At 66.9% G+C, this 16105-nt stretch carries 17 protein-coding genes; 9 read left to right on the forward strand and 8 right to left on the reverse strand.

Annotated elements, in window-relative coordinates; genetic code table 11:
- Positions 1-211 precede the first annotated feature (211 nt).
- The 3 genes from TSO5_RS01205 to TSO5_RS01210 all read left to right on the forward strand — a co-directional run bounded on the left by TSO5_RS01205 (position 212) and on the right by TSO5_RS01210 (position 1006).
- Positions 212-358, forward strand: a complete 147-nt coding sequence (locus TSO5_RS01205; protein ID WP_158282325.1) for a DUF1289 domain-containing protein — start codon at positions 212-214, stop codon at positions 356-358.
- Between the two features lie 86 nt (positions 359-444).
- Positions 445-609, forward strand: coding sequence for a hypothetical protein (locus TSO5_RS32520; RefSeq protein WP_158282326.1), 165 nt, complete (start codon positions 445-447; stop codon positions 607-609).
- A 205-nt stretch (positions 610-814) separates the two neighbouring features.
- Entirely contained in the window at positions 815-1006 is a 192-nt protein-coding gene (locus TSO5_RS01210) for a hypothetical protein (protein WP_109149884.1), read from the forward strand.
- A gap of 235 nt (positions 1007-1241) precedes the next feature.
- Here the strand turns inward: TSO5_RS01210 and flgH are convergent, their stop codons facing one another.
- The 4 genes from flgH to flgF are packed head-to-tail and all read right to left on the reverse strand — an operon-like array spanning position 1242 to position 4393.
- Positions 1242-2006: a flagellar basal body L-ring protein FlgH gene (flgH, locus tag TSO5_RS01215; RefSeq protein WP_199230785.1), complete on the reverse strand. Its 765-nt coding sequence runs from the start codon at positions 2004-2006 to the stop codon at positions 1242-1244.
- A 13-nt stretch (positions 2007-2019) separates the two neighbouring features.
- On the reverse strand, positions 2020-2793 hold the full coding sequence (flgA, locus tag TSO5_RS01220; protein ID WP_109149885.1) for a flagellar basal body P-ring formation chaperone FlgA: 774 nt from the start codon (positions 2791-2793) through the stop codon (positions 2020-2022).
- A gap of 60 nt (positions 2794-2853) precedes the next feature.
- Positions 2854-3639 (reverse strand): flagellar basal-body rod protein FlgG, encoded by a 786-nt coding sequence (gene flgG, locus TSO5_RS01225; protein WP_085089735.1) that lies wholly within the window; start codon positions 3637-3639, stop codon positions 2854-2856.
- A gap of 31 nt (positions 3640-3670) precedes the next feature.
- Complete coding sequence (flgF, locus tag TSO5_RS01230; protein ID WP_109149886.1) at positions 3671-4393, reverse strand: flagellar basal-body rod protein FlgF; 723 nt, start codon at positions 4391-4393, stop codon at positions 3671-3673.
- Positions 4394-4882: 489 nt separating this feature from the next.
- Here flgF and TSO5_RS01235 point away from each other — a divergent pair, with 489 nt between their 5' ends.
- Genes TSO5_RS01235 through TSO5_RS01250 form a run of 4 tightly spaced genes read left to right on the forward strand, consistent with a single transcriptional unit; the run spans position 4883 to position 8169 of the window.
- The gene (locus TSO5_RS01235; protein ID WP_109149887.1) at positions 4883-5434 is read left to right on the forward strand and encodes a flagellar basal body-associated FliL family protein; all 552 of its coding nucleotides are present in this window, start codon (positions 4883-4885) and stop codon (positions 5432-5434) included.
- Between the two features lie 28 nt (positions 5435-5462).
- Entirely contained in the window at positions 5463-6536 is a 1074-nt protein-coding gene (fliM, locus tag TSO5_RS01240) for a flagellar motor switch protein FliM (RefSeq protein ID WP_085089732.1), read from the forward strand.
- Positions 6533-7186 carry a DUF6468 domain-containing protein gene (locus TSO5_RS01245; RefSeq protein WP_109149888.1) on the forward strand — a complete coding sequence of 218 codons (654 nt, stop codon included), beginning with the start codon at positions 6533-6535 and terminating at the stop codon, positions 7184-7186. The genes fliM and TSO5_RS01245 overlap by 4 nt, the downstream gene beginning before the upstream one ends.
- Positions 7183-8169, forward strand: a complete 987-nt coding sequence (locus tag TSO5_RS01250; RefSeq protein WP_109149889.1) for a hypothetical protein — start codon at positions 7183-7185, stop codon at positions 8167-8169. Before TSO5_RS01245 ends, TSO5_RS01250 begins: the two co-directional genes overlap by 4 nt.
- A gap of 179 nt (positions 8170-8348) precedes the next feature.
- Here TSO5_RS01250 and parC read toward each other — a convergent pair whose 3' ends face one another.
- Entirely contained in the window at positions 8349-10574 is a 2226-nt protein-coding gene (gene parC, locus TSO5_RS01255) for a DNA topoisomerase IV subunit A (RefSeq protein WP_109149890.1), read from the reverse strand.
- Positions 10575-10594: 20 nt separating this feature from the next.
- The gene (gene recO / locus TSO5_RS01260) at positions 10595-11317 is read right to left on the reverse strand and encodes a DNA repair protein RecO (protein ID WP_109073777.1); all 723 of its coding nucleotides are present in this window, start codon (positions 11315-11317) and stop codon (positions 10595-10597) included.
- 194 nt (positions 11318-11511) lie between these two features.
- On the opposite strand from recO, the gene TSO5_RS01265 reads away from it, so the two are divergent.
- Both TSO5_RS01265 and TSO5_RS01270 read left to right on the forward strand, forming a co-directional pair.
- Complete coding sequence (locus TSO5_RS01265) at positions 11512-14058, forward strand: GGDEF and EAL domain-containing protein (RefSeq protein ID WP_109149891.1); 2547 nt, start codon at positions 11512-11514, stop codon at positions 14056-14058.
- A 35-nt stretch (positions 14059-14093) separates the two neighbouring features.
- Positions 14094-14477, forward strand: a complete 384-nt coding sequence (locus TSO5_RS01270; protein WP_109149892.1) for a hypothetical protein — start codon at positions 14094-14096, stop codon at positions 14475-14477.
- Between the two features lie 31 nt (positions 14478-14508).
- Here the strand turns inward: TSO5_RS01270 and TSO5_RS01275 are convergent, their stop codons facing one another.
- Together TSO5_RS01275 and TSO5_RS01280 are read right to left on the reverse strand one after the other, a co-directional pair.
- A complete protein-coding gene (locus TSO5_RS01275) occupies positions 14509-15291 on the reverse strand; it encodes an SGNH/GDSL hydrolase family protein (protein ID WP_247870523.1) in 783 nt (260 codons plus the stop codon).
- Complete coding sequence (locus TSO5_RS01280) at positions 15288-16070, reverse strand: hypothetical protein (RefSeq protein ID WP_109149893.1); 783 nt, start codon at positions 16068-16070, stop codon at positions 15288-15290. The genes TSO5_RS01275 and TSO5_RS01280 overlap by 4 nt, the downstream gene beginning before the upstream one ends.
- Positions 16071-16105: the final 35 nt, after the last annotated feature.

A 16105-nucleotide genomic window follows, 5' to 3' on the forward strand; every position in this document is an offset into this window, starting at 1 on the left:
TGGCGGTGCCGTGACGATACATCGCGCAGGACACCAGCAATGCCGTTGGCATACATACCTTCGCAGGTTGTGGAAAGAGTGGATGCTTTATACGCTAAACACCCCGACCGCAACCCATTCCGCCTATGCCTCCGACCCGGACGCTTGAGATGGAATTTACTTTCCGATAGGGATGGATCCGCACCGCCAACCGCAAGGAAAGCCAGCTTCCATGAGCGACGATCCCGATTGCCTGGGCATGTGTGCCATCGACGGCGACGTCTGCACCGGCTGCGGCCGCACGCTGGACCAGATCAACGCCGCCCTGGACCGTGCCGAAAGCGATAACGACGGTGAGACCGCCCACCCGGCCGTCTGAGGCCGCCAGCCTTCTCCCGCGATGATCTCCGGCTGCCGCTGTTTCCTCCTCATCACCAGTCGTAAAAACGACCAAGGAGCAGCAAGATGGCCGACCAGCCCAACCGGAATCCGGCCGATGCCGGCCGCAGCGAATCGCCGCAGAAGCCAGCCGACACCGACAAGGCCGGCGTCGGTAAGATCAGCCGCGTCACCGAGAAAGCCCAGGAGGAAGCCGCCAAGGACCGCGCCCGCGAAGGCGGCTACCAGTAGGCGGCAACCATCCCAAAGCGAGACGGCCCGGCTCTCCACCTGGGAGGCCGGGCCGCTTCTTTTTGGGGTGGCGCCGGACCGGCATTCGTTCTGTAAAGGGATTGGTCGCGGGCCAAGTTCGTGAAGCACGCCACAGCGGATCAAAGGGCCGATGCGTATCGTCATCCTCATCCTGCCGATCCTGGCTTGTCCGAGGAGATGAACAATGACGAGCGACCTCACCTTGTCCCAGAGCATCACCAACGCGGCTGATCTGATCGACTGCGTTGCCCAGCGCGAGGCTTACCGTCGCGCGACCGAACTTATCGGGCCGGCTTTGGGGCGCGTCGGCGGCAACATGGCGGTTGGGGTGATGGATGGGTTCACCGCGCTATCGCAGCAATCCTCGGAAGGCTGAGCCGGCCGCGCACTTCGCCATCATGGAGATCAGGGCCCGGCAAGATCGCCCCGGCACAACCCACCGGGCGGCAGCAATTGCCCATCGGGTATCGATAAGCGGGGCGTCCGATCACGATGGCAAACGATGGCAAACGATGGCAAATGCCCGGCCTCCCGACGACATTCCATGCACCAAGGCCACAGGGGAACTCCTCCCCCATGGCCCCGTCATTCAACCGTTAAACCCGCCGTCCTCAGAACGGCATGATGATGTCGTACAGCTGCTGGCCATAGCGCGGCTGCTGGACGTCGGTGATCTGGCCGCGGCCGCCGTAGGAGATGCGGGCTTCGGCGATCTTCTCGTAGCTGATGGTGTTCTGCGCGGTGATGTCTTCCGGGCGGATCACGCCGTGGATTTGCAGGTCGCGCAGCTCGTAATTGACGCGGACTTCCTGGCGGCCCTGGATGACCAGATTGCCGTTGGGCAGGGATTGGACCACCAGCGCCGCCACCTTCAGGTCGATCTGCTCGTTGCGGTTCACCGACCCCTTGCCGTCGTTCGACGTGTCGCTCGACAGGTCCACCAGGCTGGAGGCCGAGGCGCCGGCCGGCAGGACGCGGCTCAGCGTGGCGCCTTCCAGGCCGAACAGGCTCGGCATGCCGGCCTTCTCGGTGTTGGCGCGCGACCGCTTGCTCTCGTTCGACAGCTTGGCCTGATCGGCGATGGAGATGTTGATCGTCAGGATGTCGCCGACCTTGGCCGCGCGCTGGTCCTTGAAGAAGGCCTTCGCGCCGGTCCGCCACAGCGAGTTCGGGTTGCGCTCCGTCGGCAGCGGGGTCGGCATCGGCAGGCTGATCGGCTGATAGCCGGGCTTGGCCTGCGGATCCTGGATGCCGGACATCTCCGGGGCCTTGCCGATGTCGGCGATGCGCGAAGCGGCGCCGCAGGCGGTCAGGGAGGTGGCGGCGGCGGCGACCATCGCGAGGCGGATCAGACGGGCGGTCATGGTGGCGGACATTGGAGCTTTCTCCTTACTGCGCGATGGTGCCGGGCTTTGCCACGGCGACGACGTTGGGGCCTGCGACCGTCGCTTCGACGATGCGGTTGGATTGGGTGTTCACGACGCGGATCACCTCGCCCTTCCCGCCGTCCTGCAGGGCCTTGCCCTGGGTGGTCAGCGTCATGGACGGCGTCTGCAGGGTGATGGTGACCATGGCGCCCTTGTCGACCATGCGCGGCGATTGCAGGTCGCGCAGGCGGACGGGCTGGTTGGTGGACACGCCGCGCTTCGGGGTCATGCCGATCAGCTGGGCGTCGGTGGCGGCGGTGTCGCTGGTGGTCTGGTCGGCACGCATGTCCTGCCAGTCGATGTCGCCCGGGCCGATGATGTCGCCGGGCAGGACGCGGCGCGACAGCACCGGGATCTGCACCACGCCGAAGGCGCGGCCGGAAACCGGCAGGCGCACCTGGCTGCCGGTCACCACGATCTCGGCGGCGAAGCGGCCCTGGACCGGGCTGTAATAGAGGTTCTCCACCGCCAGCCCGCCGGCGCCCTGGGGGGCGCGCAGTTCGACCGCGCGGTTGTCCAGCTCCATCTGCAGCCGGCCGGCGGTGATGACCCGCGACAGCGCGTCGGACAGAACCGCCTCGACATGCGGCATGCCATAGACCACATCGGGCGCCGGGGCCGCCATGCCGGCAGCCGGAGCCGCAACCGTGGCGGCCTGCACCGTGACCGGAAGGGTCAGCAGGGCGGCGCCGAGGATCAGGGCGGGCAGGCGGCGGTTGGCGAGGTGGCGGATCATGGCGGTGGTTCCCGATGTGAAGGCTGAAGCGAAGCGCCGGGGGCATTACCCCACGCGCCGTTACTTCATCTGGCTGGCCTGCTGCATCATCTCGTCTGTGGTCTTGATGACCTTGGAGTTCATCTCGTAGGCGCGCTGGGCGGTGATCAGGGTCGTGATCTCCTGCACCACATTGACGTTGGAGGTCTCCAGCGCGCCTTGGGTGACGCGGCCGAAGCCGGGGGCGCCGGGGTTGCCGGTCACCGACTGGCCCGATGCGCCGGATTCCAGGAACAGGTTGTCGCCGGTGGCTTCGAGGCCGGCCGCGTTGGCGAAGGTGGCGAGCTGGAGCTGGCCGACATTCTGGGTGGCGGTCTGACCGTCCAGCTTCACCAGCACCTCGCCCGACGAGTTGATCGAGATGTCGACGGCGTCGGTCGGGATGGTGATGTTCGGCTGGACCGGATAGCCGTCGGCGGTGACGATCATGCCTTCCGGCGACAGCTTGAAGTTGCCGGCGCGGGTATAGGCGGTGTCGCCGCTGGGCAGCGTCACCTGGAAGTAGCCCGACCCGTTGATCGCGACATCCAGCTTGTTGTCGGTGATGTTCAGGTTACCCTGTTCCAGCACGCGGGCCACAGCGGCGACGCGCACGCCGGCACCCACCTGCACGCCGGTCGGCACCACGGTGCCGGCATCCGACGAGGTCGAGCCGATGCGGCGGAAATTCTGGTACAGCAGGTCCTGGAACTCGGCCCGCTGCTTCTTGTAGCCGGTGGTGGTCGAGTTGGCGATGTTGTTGGAGATCGTCTCGACGTTGAGCTGCTGGGCGATCATGCCGGTGGCGCCGATGGCGAGGCTGCGCATTGTGGTCTTCTCCTCTCGTCGTCGGTCTGGTTCAGGCCGTCCGGCCCAGACGCTGGATCATCGTGCGGATACGTTCGTGCTCGTTTTCGATCATCCGCTGGGCGGACATGTACTGACGCTGGATTTCGATCATCTGCGTCATCTCGACGACGGGCTTAACGTTAGAACCCTCAAGCAAACCCTGTGCCACTTTCGTCTCGGCCGGCGCCGGCTCCGGCTGCTCGTCGCTGACATACAGGCCGTTGCCGACCTCGGTCATCAGCTGCTCGTTCTTGAAGGTGACGATGTTCAGCTTGCCGACCGGGCCCAGTTCGGTGGCGACGGTGCCGTCGCCGCTGACCTTCACGTCGCCGGTGCCGGCCGGAATGGTGATGGGCTGGCCGTTGTTGGCCAGGACGGGCAGGCCGCCGGCATCAACCAACTGGCGCTGGTCGTTCAGGCGGAAATTGCCGGCGCGGGTGTATCGCGGGCCGCTGGCGGTATCGACGGTGAAATAACCCTGGCCGGTCAGCGCCAGATCCAGTGGATTGCCGGTCTGTGTCATGGCGCCGTTGGCGAGATCACGCACCACCGCGCGGTCCTGGACGAAGCTGACCTTCTCATGCAGGCCGGGCTTTTCCAGGAATTCGGTGAACATCATCCGCTGGTTCTTGTAGCCGGTCGTGTTCATGTTCGCGATGTTGTTCGACGTCACGTCCAGCTGGCGTTGCAGCGCCATCTGGCGCGACAGGGCGACGTAGATCGAATTTTCCATCTTGCGGCCTCTTCACCTTGCGAACGGATCGGGCGACAGCGTCCGACCGGCGGAAAGGGTATTGCAGGCGGCGTGCCAACTTCGCGAAGTGCTGGAAATCCGCAGAGTCCGGGCAAGGCGAGGGCGTTCCCGCCGCATGGGGCAGGGGGTGCCGGGCAGAATCTGCCGGGGTAGGGGCGTTCCTTGCCGAGTTGGACCGGGCAAGACTCTCCCGTTCCCGCCGCAGGGTCGGTGCGGCAGGGCGATGGACCATGGTCCCGCCTTTCCCAAGGGGATTGCGGGCGGTCGCGGTCGGACTCCGGACGCGGAGTGCCGGGCAGACCCAATCAAGAACCGTGCCGAAATGGTGACAGAGGCGGGAAACCTGCCCGTCCGGGGCGGTCCATTCCCCACTCGAAAGGAGTTATTAACTATCCCAAAAGTAGCTTTGACCTTGTTAGGCGGGTGAAAGCCTGAGCCGTTGCGCACCTCGAACGATCCCAGGATGTCATGGCTGCCGAAACCGACGCCGGTGAACTGACCGACGGCCTGCCCCGGAAGAAATTCAGTGGCAAGAAGCTGGTCCTGTTCGTCGTTCTTCCTCTGGTCCTGCTGATCGGCGCCGGTGCCGGCGTCTATTTCTCCGGCCTGCTCGACAGCTTCCTGGGGAAGGAGAAGCCGGCGGCGGAGGGCGAACAGGCCGCCGCCGCGGAGGGCGAACATGGGGCGGAGGCCGGCAAGGCCGATCCGCACGCGGCACCCATCTTCTACGATCTGCCGGACATGCTGGTGAACCTGAACACCGGCAACAAGCGTCCGGCCTTCCTGAAGATCAAGATCTCCATCCAGCTGTCGAAGCCGGAGGATGTCGGTGCGGTGGAACATGTGCTGCCGCGCATCATCGACAACTTCCAGGTCTACCTGCGCGAATTGCGGCTGGAGGACCTGCGTGGGTCGGCCGGCATGTACCGGCTGCGCCAGGAACTGCTTCTGCGCATCACCGCCGCCGCTTTTCCGGTGAAGGTGAAGGACGTGCTGTTCAAGGAAATGCTGGTCCAGTGAGGGCCCGGTCAGCTGGGGATAAGGGCCGATGAGCGACACCGGTGAACTGAGCGAAGAGGAACGGCTTGCCGCGGAATGGGCGGCATTGGCCGAGGACAGCGGCGATGTCGGCGACATGGGCGGCGGTGGTTCGACGCGCGTCCTGAACCAGGACGAGATCGACAGCCTGCTGGGATTCGACCAGGGTGGCGCTGGCGACGGCGACAACTCCGGCATCATGGCGCTGGTCAACTCGGCGCTGGTCAACTACGAACGCCTGCCCATGCTGGAGGTGGTCTTCGACCGCCTCGTCCGCATGATGTCCACGTCCTTGCGCAATTTCACTTCCGACAACGTCGAAGTCAGCCTCGACCAGATTTCCTCGGTTCGTTTCGGCGATTACCTGAACTCCATCCCGCTGCCGGCGATGCTGTCGGTGTTCAAGGCGGAGGAATGGGACAATTACGGCCTGATGGTCGTCGACTCCGCGCTGATCTATTCCATCGTCGACGTGTTGCTGGGCGGCCGGCGCGGCACGGCGGCGATGCGCATCGAAGGCCGCCCCTACACCACCATCGAACGCAACCTCGTGGAACGCATGGTCCATGTGGTGCTGTCCGACCTGTCCGCCGCCTTCGATCCGCTGTCGCCCGTCACCTTCCGCTTCGACCGGCTGGAGACCAACCCGCGCTTCGCCACCATCGCGCGGCCCGCAAACGCGGCGGTGCTGGTCAAGCTGCGCATCGACATGGAGGATCGCGGCGGCCGGCTGGAGCTGATGATCCCCTACGCGACGCTGGAGCCGGTGCGTGAGCTGCTGCTCCAGATGTTCATGGGCGAGAAGTTCGGCCGTGACTCGATCTGGGAAACCCACTTGGCCTCGGAGCTGATGGTGACGGACGTCGATCTGTCGGCCGTGCTCGACGAGGTGACGATGACCCTGCACGACGTGCTGAACTGGCGCGTCGGCACCCGCATCCTGCTGAACGCCACCCCAGACGGAGCGATAGAGCTGCGCTGCGGCGACGTGTCGATGTTCCAGGGGCGGATGGGGCGCAAGGGCGGGCACATCGCCGTCCGCCTGGAAAAGGAACTGCCCAAGCAGGAGGTCATGAGGCTATGAGTCCGCTGGTCTCCATCATCATCGACGTCGTGATGGTCGGCCTGCTGGCCGCGACCATCGCCTACGCGATCATCCTGAACCGGCAGATCATCGCGCTGCGCGAGAGCCGCGGCGAGATGGCCGAACTGATCCAGGGTCTGAACGACGCGATGGCGCGGGCGGAGACCGGCGTGCGCACGCTGAAGAAGGCGGCCAGCGACACCGGCGAGGACCTTCAGCGCACGGTGAACAAGGCGCAGACCCTGCGCGACGAGCTGGAGTTCATGATCGAAGCCGCCGACGCGCTTGCCAACCGGCTGGGCAATGTCGGGGAACGTGATGGTAGCCGCGATTCCGGCCGGCGAGACAGCGGCCGTGATGGTGGCCGCTCCACCGCCGTGGCCCCGGCGCTGGCCTCGCGTGCTCCCGCCAAGGCGCCGCTGGTGGCGCCGCGCCCGGCCCTGCGCAGCCTGCCGGTCGAGGACGACCACGACCATGACGACCACGCTCCGCCGCCGGCCCGGCTGGACGCGCCGCCGCGCCGCGCCGTCGCCCGCGCCGAACCGCCGGCCGAGGCGCGCGACCCCATCACCCGGGATGGCGAGAGCCTGTCCAGGGCCGAACGTGAACTGCTGCAGGCGATCGAAAATGCCGGCAAGGGGCTTGGATGACCATGCGCACCAGTGACGGCAAGCCCGCGTCGGCGGGCGGCGAACCCAAGGTCGTGATCCGCCCGGCTGGAGCCGCCCCGACCGGCGTCCGCACTTCGCCCACGCTGGCCGCCCAGCAGGCGCAACTGCCGGCGGTTCGTCCCGCAACCGGCAAGGTCCCGGCCAAGGCTTCGGCGAAGAAGGGCAAGGCGAAGGCCAAGGCGCGCAAGCCGGCGTCGCCGCGCGTGCCGCTGACCGAGCGGCTGCGCGCCCGGGTGCGCGGTGCCCGTTTCCGCCTTCTGCCGCTGACCATCTTCGTGGCGGTGCTGATGCTGGGCGTGCGCGTCGGCGACCTGTGGCGCCTCGCCACCCACGACGCCCGCCTGCCGGACTTCCCGGTCACCCTCGCCCAGGGGCCGCAAAGCTCCACTCCGGCGACGCCGCCCACTCAGATGCCACCGGGTCAGCCGCCGTCCGCCACGACGAAGCCGGCCGGCAAGGACGCGCCGCCGGCGCCCGGCGGGGCGAGCGGCCCGGCCAATGCTCCGGCCGCCAACGCGCCGCTGGCGCCGCTCGGCCCCATCGACAACCAGGAACTGCTGCAGCATTTCGCCGAGCGCCGCGCCGAGATCGAGCGCCGCACCAAGGAGATGGAACAGCGCGAAGCCCTGCTGTCCGCCGCCGAGAAGCGGATCGAGCAGAAGGTGGCGGAGATGGAGAAGACCAAATCCGACATCCAGAAGCTGATGGCGCAGGGCGATCAGCAGCAGTCTGCGCAGCTCGACAGTCTGGTGAAGATCTACGAGACGATGAAGCCCAAGGACGCCGCCCGCATCTTCGAGCAACTCGACATGCCGGTGCTGCTGGGCGTGATCCAGAAGATGAAGGAACAGAAGACCGCCCCGATCCTGGCCGCCATGGACCCGGTCAAGGCCAAGGAGGTCACCTCGGCGCTGGTGGAGCGGCGCGTGCCGCTGTCGGCGACGGTCACGGCGCCGAAGTAGGGGGCGGTTTTACTTGGTGGGTATAGCTGTGGTGCCCCCTCCCTAACCCTCCCCCTCTTCGAGGGAGAGGGAACTGCCGCCGTCCTACAAATCTACCCTCTACCGCCGAAGGCGGGGGAGGGAGGGACCCGCTCGCAAGAGCGGGAGGGAGGGGGCACTCGTGAGCACCCCACCCAACCTCACATGAACCGGTTGTTCTTCGGGAACCCGTTCGGCGGCATCTTGCCCTGGCCGGCGCGGTCGCCCATCCAGCCGGTCAGGTCGGTGACGTTGAAGTTGCGCTCGCCGTTCTTCCAGCTCAGGCCCTCGGCCAGCGTGAAGGTCTTCACGTCGGCAACGCTGGCGTCCTTGTACTTCTGAAGCTGAACGCCCTTGCCGCGGGTCATCACTGGCACCTGTTCCAGCGGGAAGACCAGCATCTTGCGATTGTTGCCGATGATGGCGACGGTGTCGCCGGTCACCGGATGGCAGATGCGGGCCGACTTGCCGTCCTCCAGGTTCAGCACCTGTTTGCCGGCGCGGGTCTGGGCCAGCACCTCCGCCTCCTCGACGCGGAAGCCGCGGCCATCCTCCGACACCACCATCAGGGTGCGGCCGGGCTGGTGGCGGAACAGGTCGACGATGTCGACGTCGTTGCCGAGGTCGATCATCAGCCGAACCGGCTCGCCGAAGCCGCGGCCACGCGGCAGCTTGTCGACGCCGATGGTGAAGAACTTGCCGTTGCTGGCGAAGACCAGAAGCTTGTCGGTCGTTTCGCACCGCTCGATGAAGCCGCGCGAATCGCCGTCCTTGTACTTCACGTCCTCTGCCTCGGCGTCGGTCAGGTGGCCGCGCACCGTGCGGATCCAGCCCTTGGCGGAGCAGACGACCGTTACCGGCTCGCGTTCCACCAGCGCATCCAGCGGCACCTCGATCACCGCGGGCGCGTCGGCCACGTCGGTGCGCCGCTTGCCGAGCGCGCCGGTGCCGAACTTCTTCTTGATCTCGGCGACACCCTCGGCGATCCGCTTCCAGCGCAGGGCTTCGTCGCCCAGCAGTTCCAGCAGGCCGTTCTTCTCCTTGGTCAGGGCGTCGTGCTCGCGCCGGATCTCCATCTCCTCCAGCTTGCGCAGGTTGCGCAGGCGCATGTTGAGGATGGCATCGGCCTGGACGTCGGTCAGGGTGAAGGCGCGGATCAGCTCCTGCTTGGGCTCGTCCTCCTCGCGGATGATGCGGATGACCTCGTCCAGGTTCAGATACGCGGCGAGATAGCCGCCGAGAACCTCCAGCCGGTGATCGATCTGTTTCAGCCGGTGGTTGGACCGGCGGACCAGCACCTCGTGCCGGTGGTCGAGGAAGGCCTGCAGCACCTCGCGCAGGTTCATCACCCGCGGCACATGATCCGCACCCAGCACGTTCATGTTCATCGAGAAGCGGATTTCCAGGTCGGTCGCCTGGAACAGCGAGGCCATCAGCACCTCGGGATCCACGTTCCGGCTCTTCGGCACCAGGACGAGGCGGACGTCCTCCGCCGATTCGTCGCGGACGTCCTCCAGCAGGATCAGCTTCTTGGCCAGCAGCAGCTCGGCGATCTTCTCGACCAGCCGGGCTTTCTGCACCTGATAGGGCACCTCGGTGACGACGATCTGCCAAGTGCCCTGGCCCAGCTTCTCCACCTCCCAGCGGGCGCGCAGGCGGAAAGCGCCACGGCCCGTGCGGTAGGCTTCGATCACATTCTGCCGCGACTCGACCAGCACGCCGCCGGTGGGGAAATCCGGGCCGGGCATGAAGTTGACCAGCGTCTCGATCGAGGCGTCGCGGTGCTTGATCAGGTGGCGCAACGCGTCACAGATCTCGCCGACATTGTGCGGCGGGATGTTGGTGGCCATGCCGACGGCGATGCCGCTCGACCCGTTGGCCAGCAAATTGGGGAAGTTGGCGGGCAGAACCGCCGGTTCATCGCCGTCGCCGTCGTAGGTCGGGCGGAAATCGACCGCGTCCTCGTCGATGCCCTCCAGCAGGGCCTTGGCGACTTCGGTCAGGCGGGCTTCGGTGTACCTCATCGCCGCGGCGTTATCGCCGTCGATGTTGCCGAAATTGCCCTGGCCGTCGACCAGCGGATAGCGGACGGAGAAATCCTGCGCCAGACGCACCAGCGCGTCATAGACGGAGGTGTCGCCATGCGGATGGAACTTACCGATCACGTCGCCGACGACGCGGGCCGACTTCTTCGGCGGCGTGGTCGGTTCCAGCCGGAGCTGGCTCATGGCGAACAGCAGCCGCCTGTGCACCGGCTTCAGCCCGTCGCGCACGTCGGGCAGCGAGCGGGACATGATGGTGGACAGCGCGTAGCTGAGATACCGCTCGCCGAGCGCGTCGGCCAGCGGCTTTTCCAGAATCTCGGAGGCGGGGTTTTGCGGCTTCATGATGATGGGGTCTAGCAGTTTCAGGCGGAACGCGCTACCGCGTTCGCGTAACGTTCTCTCAACCGTTCACGCGCGGGCGGCAGCGGCCCGTTCAGCACGTGGCGTTCCAGGAAATGGGCGGTCAGCCGCAGCCCGTCGGCCACCGCCACCGGTCCGCCACCGCCGCGCCCGGCCAGGAAGTCGGGCAGGGGAAGCAGCCGGTCGCGATAAGGCTCGCCCACCGACGCGGTCACCGCGCGGCCAGTGCGCGGGCTGACATAGGCGAGATAGTCGTTGGCCCCCGACACCGCGCACCGGTCGAGGTCGAGGCCGAATCCAAGCTCCGCCAGCAACCCGATCTCCCACCGTACATAGCTCTCGGCCCAGGCCGGGTTGTCGAGCAGGTCGAACAGGGCGAGCAGCCCGTCGAACAGGGCAGGGTGCGCCTCCCGCTCCGGCAGGGCGGCCTCGACCAGCGCGCAGGCGCTGATCAGCGCGGCCAGAGCCTGCGCGTCGTCGAAGAAGTTGGCGGCATAGCCCTTCACCGGCTCCAGCGTGAAATGGCCGAGATGCTCCGGCAGCCGGCCGCGCCAGCGGGCGTGGACCAGCGTCCCCGGCTCCAGCGTGCCGCGCTGGCGCGCCGACCGGCCGCCCATCACCATGCCGGCATGGCGGCCGTGCTCGCGCGTCAGCAGAGTCGCGACGGCGGACCCTTCCCCCTGGGGGCGGGCGGACAGAACGATTCCCTGATCGGACCAATCCATCGGTGCCGGTCCCGGATGAGGTGGCGAGCTATCCTAATATAGGAAAAGATTTCGCAGATGGAACCCTTGGCAACCAAGTTGGCCGGCCCGTCGCATGCATTTATGGTTTCTTCACCAAAATGCCACTACCATCGGAGGCTCAACGGTGGGAGGCCCCACCAATCGCTGACCGCCGACTGGTCCGACGAGGGGTCTTGAACACCAACATCGACCGATATCTGCTGGCGGAAAAGGCCGGAACCGAAGGCGTCTGGGATTGGGACCTGCGCAGCGACACGCTGTACCTCTCCCCCCGCTTCAAGGAGTTCCTCGGGCTGCCGCCGGGCGATTCAAGCCGCGGCTCCAACCGGCCGAACGACTGGCTGTCGCTGGTCCACCCGGAGGACGTCGACTGGCTGCATGCGTCCTTCGAGGCGCAGATGGTCGGTCTGTCCGTTCCCTTCCAGATCGAACACCGCGTCCGCCGCGTCGACTCCACCGCCGCCGCGACGCCGCACTGGCGTTGGCTGGTCTGTCGCGGCATGGCGGTGATGGACGATTCGGGGGAGCCGATCCGGCTGGTGGGATCGGTCGCCGACATCACCGACCGCAAGCACGCCGAAAAGGAACTGCGTCGCAGCGAGGAACGCTATGCGCTCGCCGCTGCGGCCAGCAACGATGGGCTCTATGACTGGGATCTGGTCACCGACCGCGTCTATTTCTCGCCGCGCTGGGCGTCGCTGCTGGGGCTGTCGCCGGGCGAGCTGACCGACAATCCGCAGGAATGGCTTGGCCGCATCCTTCCGGCCGACCGGGCGATCCTGACCGACGCGATGGCGGCACTCGGCGGGGCAGCGGCAGGTGTAGAGGCAGGGGCCGAATCGGAAGCGGCCTTCCAGGTCGAATACCGCATGCGCAACGCCGCCGGGGCGATCCGCTGGATGGCCTGCCGTGGCATCGCCGTGCTGGACGCCGACGGTAGGCCGACCCGGTTGGTCGGCAGCCAGGCCGACGTGACCGACCGCAAGACCGCCGAACAGCGCCTGCGCCAGAGCGAGGAGCGCTATGCCCTTGCCGCCGCCGGGGCCGCCGACGGGCTGTGGGACTGGCACATCGACAGCGGCGAGGTCTATTACTCGCCGCGCTGGAAGGCGATGCTGGGCTTCGAGGAGGCGGAGATCGCCGGTTCCATCGACGAATGGTTCCAGCGGGTCACGCCCGGCGACCTGGACGGGCTGCGCACCGCGCTCAACCTGCATCTGACCGGCGAACGCCCGCATCTCCAGCATGAATTCCGCATCCGCGATAAGGCCGGGCTGGAATTGTGGATGCTGGTGCGCGGATTGGCTGTCCGGAACGAGAAGGGCTGCGCCGTCCGCATGGCCGGCTCGATGACCGACATCACCGCGCGCAAGAAGGCCGAACAGCAGATCCTGTTCGATGCCGTCCACGACAGCATGACCGGCCTGCCCAACCGCACGCTTCTGCTGGACCGCATCGGGCAGGCGTTGGACCGCAACCGCCGCGCCGGCGCCCGGCCCTTCGCCACCATCATCATCGACCTGGACCGCTTCAAGGCGATCAACGACGCGCTCGGCACCAGCGCTGGCGACCGCGTGCTGCGCATCATCGCCAGACGTCTCGACGCCAGCCGCCGCGTCGGCGACACGCTGGCCCGGCTGTCGGCCGACGAGTTCGCCGTTCTGGTGGACGAACTGGACGATGCCGGCGACGCGCTGGAGGCGGCGGAACGCATGGCCCGCTCCATCTCGCGGCCGGTCACGCTGGAGGAGGGGCGCGACATCGTGCTGACCGCCTCCATCGGCGTGGCGTTGAGCCAGACCGGCTACGACCGGGCGGAGGACATGCTGCGCGACGCCAGCCTCGCCATGTACCGGGCCAAGAGCGGCGGGCGCGCGCGCATCGACGTGTTCGACGCCAACCTGCGCCGGCAGGCGATGGCCGCGATGCAGATGGAGGCTGACCTGCGGGCGGCCTTGGAGCAGGGGCAGCTCTGTCTGCATTACCAGCCTATCGTCCTGCTGGAGACCGGCGCCATCGCCGGCTTCGAGGCGCTGATGCGTTGGAACCACCCCGACCGCGGTCTGGTCTCTCCCGCCGAGTTCATCCCGCTGGCCGAGGAGACCGGGCTGATCGCGCCGATGGGCCGCTGGGCGCTGGGCGAAGCGGTTCGGCAACTGGCGGCGTGGCAGGCTCGCTTCCCCCGCGCCACGCCGCTGTTCATGAGCGTCAACGTCTCCACCCGCCAGTTCCGCGACGACGACATCGTCGGCGCGGTGCGCGACCTGCTGGACGAGGTGCCGATCCCGCCGTCCAGCCTGAAGCTGGAATTGACCGAAAGCCTGCTGGTCCAGGATCCGGACGAATGCCGGATGCTGATGCAGAGCCTGCGCGACATGGATGTCCGCCTGTCGATCGACGATTTCGGCACCGGCTATTCCTCTCTGGCCTATCTGCACAAGCTGCCGGTCGACGTGCTGAAGATCGACCGCAGCTTCGTCCGGGCGGTGTCGACGGGGGAGGGCAACGCCGCCATCGTCCAGGTCATTGCCGGCCTTGCCACCATTTTGCGCCTGGATTGCGTGGCGGAAGGGGTGGAAACGGCGGACGAAGCGGTGTATCTGCGCGGTCTGTGCCAATACGCCCAGGGCTATCACTTCGCCCGCCCGGCCCTGCCGGAGGCGGTCGAGCGGCTGCTGGCCGCCGAGGACGAGCACATTGCCCTGCCAGCACCGGTGTAAGCCGCTGCCAGTCGTCGTTGTTTGGAGTTTGCCTGATGTCCGACCGCAACTGCGGTGAATGCACCCTCTGCTGCAAGCTGATGGGCGTACCCGAGCTGAAGAAGCCCGCCGCCAAATGGTGCGCGTCCTGCGACCAGGGCAAGGGCTGCTCGATCTACGATGAGCGGCCGCAATCCTGCCGGAACTTCCAGTGCTTCTGGCTGATGGACGAGAATTTCCCCGACGAGTTCCGCCCCGACCGCATCCACGCGCTGGCCGCCTTCAACGACGTCAAGGACAGTTGCGTCCTGCATGTCGATCCCGCCAAGCCGCGTGCCATGGGCAGTCCCGAGGTGCAGGCGCTGACCGACGCGCTGCTGAAGGTCTATTCCAAGGTGTTCTTCCTGTGCGGCAAGGAAAGCGCGATGATGCAGCGCTGAGGGAACGGGGCGCCTTGACGCCCCGGTTCCTTTACCGCTGAAGCCCGCTGTTGTGGACGTTCACCGCGTCCTCGATGCCGGCCGCCAGTATGCGGGCGACGCAGTCGTATCCGACGTCGTTCTGGTGGACGCCGTCGGGTCCGATCAGGTCGGCCATGGTCATCCCGCGGCTCTCCACCAGCGACCGCATGACGTCGAAGCGGTGGAACAGGCCGATGTGGTTGTCGGTGGCGATCCCGGTGATGCGGGTCAGCATCGGGGCGACGCCGGTCTTTTCCAGCATCTTCGGAGCGTATTGCAGGTCCATCAGCACCACATCGACCCCGGCGGCGCGCAGCCGCGCCACGCCTTGGCGGATGGACCGCTCGCTCAATCCCTGGTCTCCGTCGCGCAACACCGTGTTGGCGCCGACTTGCCAGATCACCAGATCGGGCTTGGCGCTCAGCGCATCGGCCTCGATCCGCTTTTCGGTCTGGTCGTCGGTCTCGCCGTTGATCCCCCGGTTCAGCACCGCGATGTCGGCATTGCGGAACCGCTCGCTCAGGTAATGGTCGAGCCGGGCCGGATAGGCCTTGTTCTGCGAACTCGCCCCCGCTCCGGCGGTGGAGGAGGAACCGATGGCGACGATCCGGATCGGCGCGCCGGCCGCGATGCGTTGTGACAGTTGCGGCAATGGCACCGACAGGGCCGAGGCGCCGCGCGGCAGCTGGCAGCTTGCGGACGCCTCGGATTCCGCGGCGAAGGCCGGGACGGAAACGGCGAAGGCGGCGATCAGCGACAGGATTCGGATGGCGGACGGCAGAACAGGGCTCAATTGCTCGCTCCGGTGCGCCGGCCGATCGACAGGGGGTCGATCATCGTCGCGACGCTTTGCGCCAGCAATTGTCCGATGCATTGGTGAACGAAATCATAAGCACGCTGTTTCGCCCCGTCCGATTCGTCGGTGAAATCGACGCGGCCATCCTCCACCCAGTAGCGCATGATGTCGTAGCGGGGAAAGTGGAAGACGTCCGAACTCTGGGCCAGCCAGGACATGTATGACACGTAGGGCGCGAAGTCGATCAGCTGCGCCGTGTGCATGCTGTACTGCATGTCCATGATGACGATATCGGCGCCGCGGCGCTGAACCTCGGCAATGCCCGACTGAAGGGCTGAACCGAAACTCTCCAGGTCCAGGCTGCGCATGGCGTCGACCGTGCCGGTCTGCCAGACGACCAGCGCCGGCCGCTGGTCCTCCACCGCCTGGGTCAGCGGGCCGACCATGGCGGGCGCCGCCTCGCCGGGCAGGCTCAGCACGGCGGTGCTGACCTCGCGGCCGGGCAGGCGGCGCTTCAGTTCGTTCTCCAGCCGGGCGGGATAGCCGACGATGCCGGGCCTGGACGGGGATTTGGCGGAATGAACGACCAGCACCGACAGCGGGCGCCCGGCGGCGAGCTGCGCCGAAACCCGCGGCAATCCGCTGCCGGGGGCAAGCACGGATTCCGGCACGACACAGGCGGAATCGACGGATGGGGCCGCCGGTTGGCCGGCAAGGACGCGATCCGGCGAAGCGAACAGCGCGGCCGCCAGCAGGATTGCCGTGACCGTCAGCATCTGTCGCTTCCGCCCTCGCCGTCCTCGCCCCATGA

It is taken from the genome of Azospirillum sp. TSO5 (genome assembly GCF_003116065.1).
Taxonomy (GTDB): Bacteria; Pseudomonadota; Alphaproteobacteria; order Azospirillales; family Azospirillaceae; genus Azospirillum.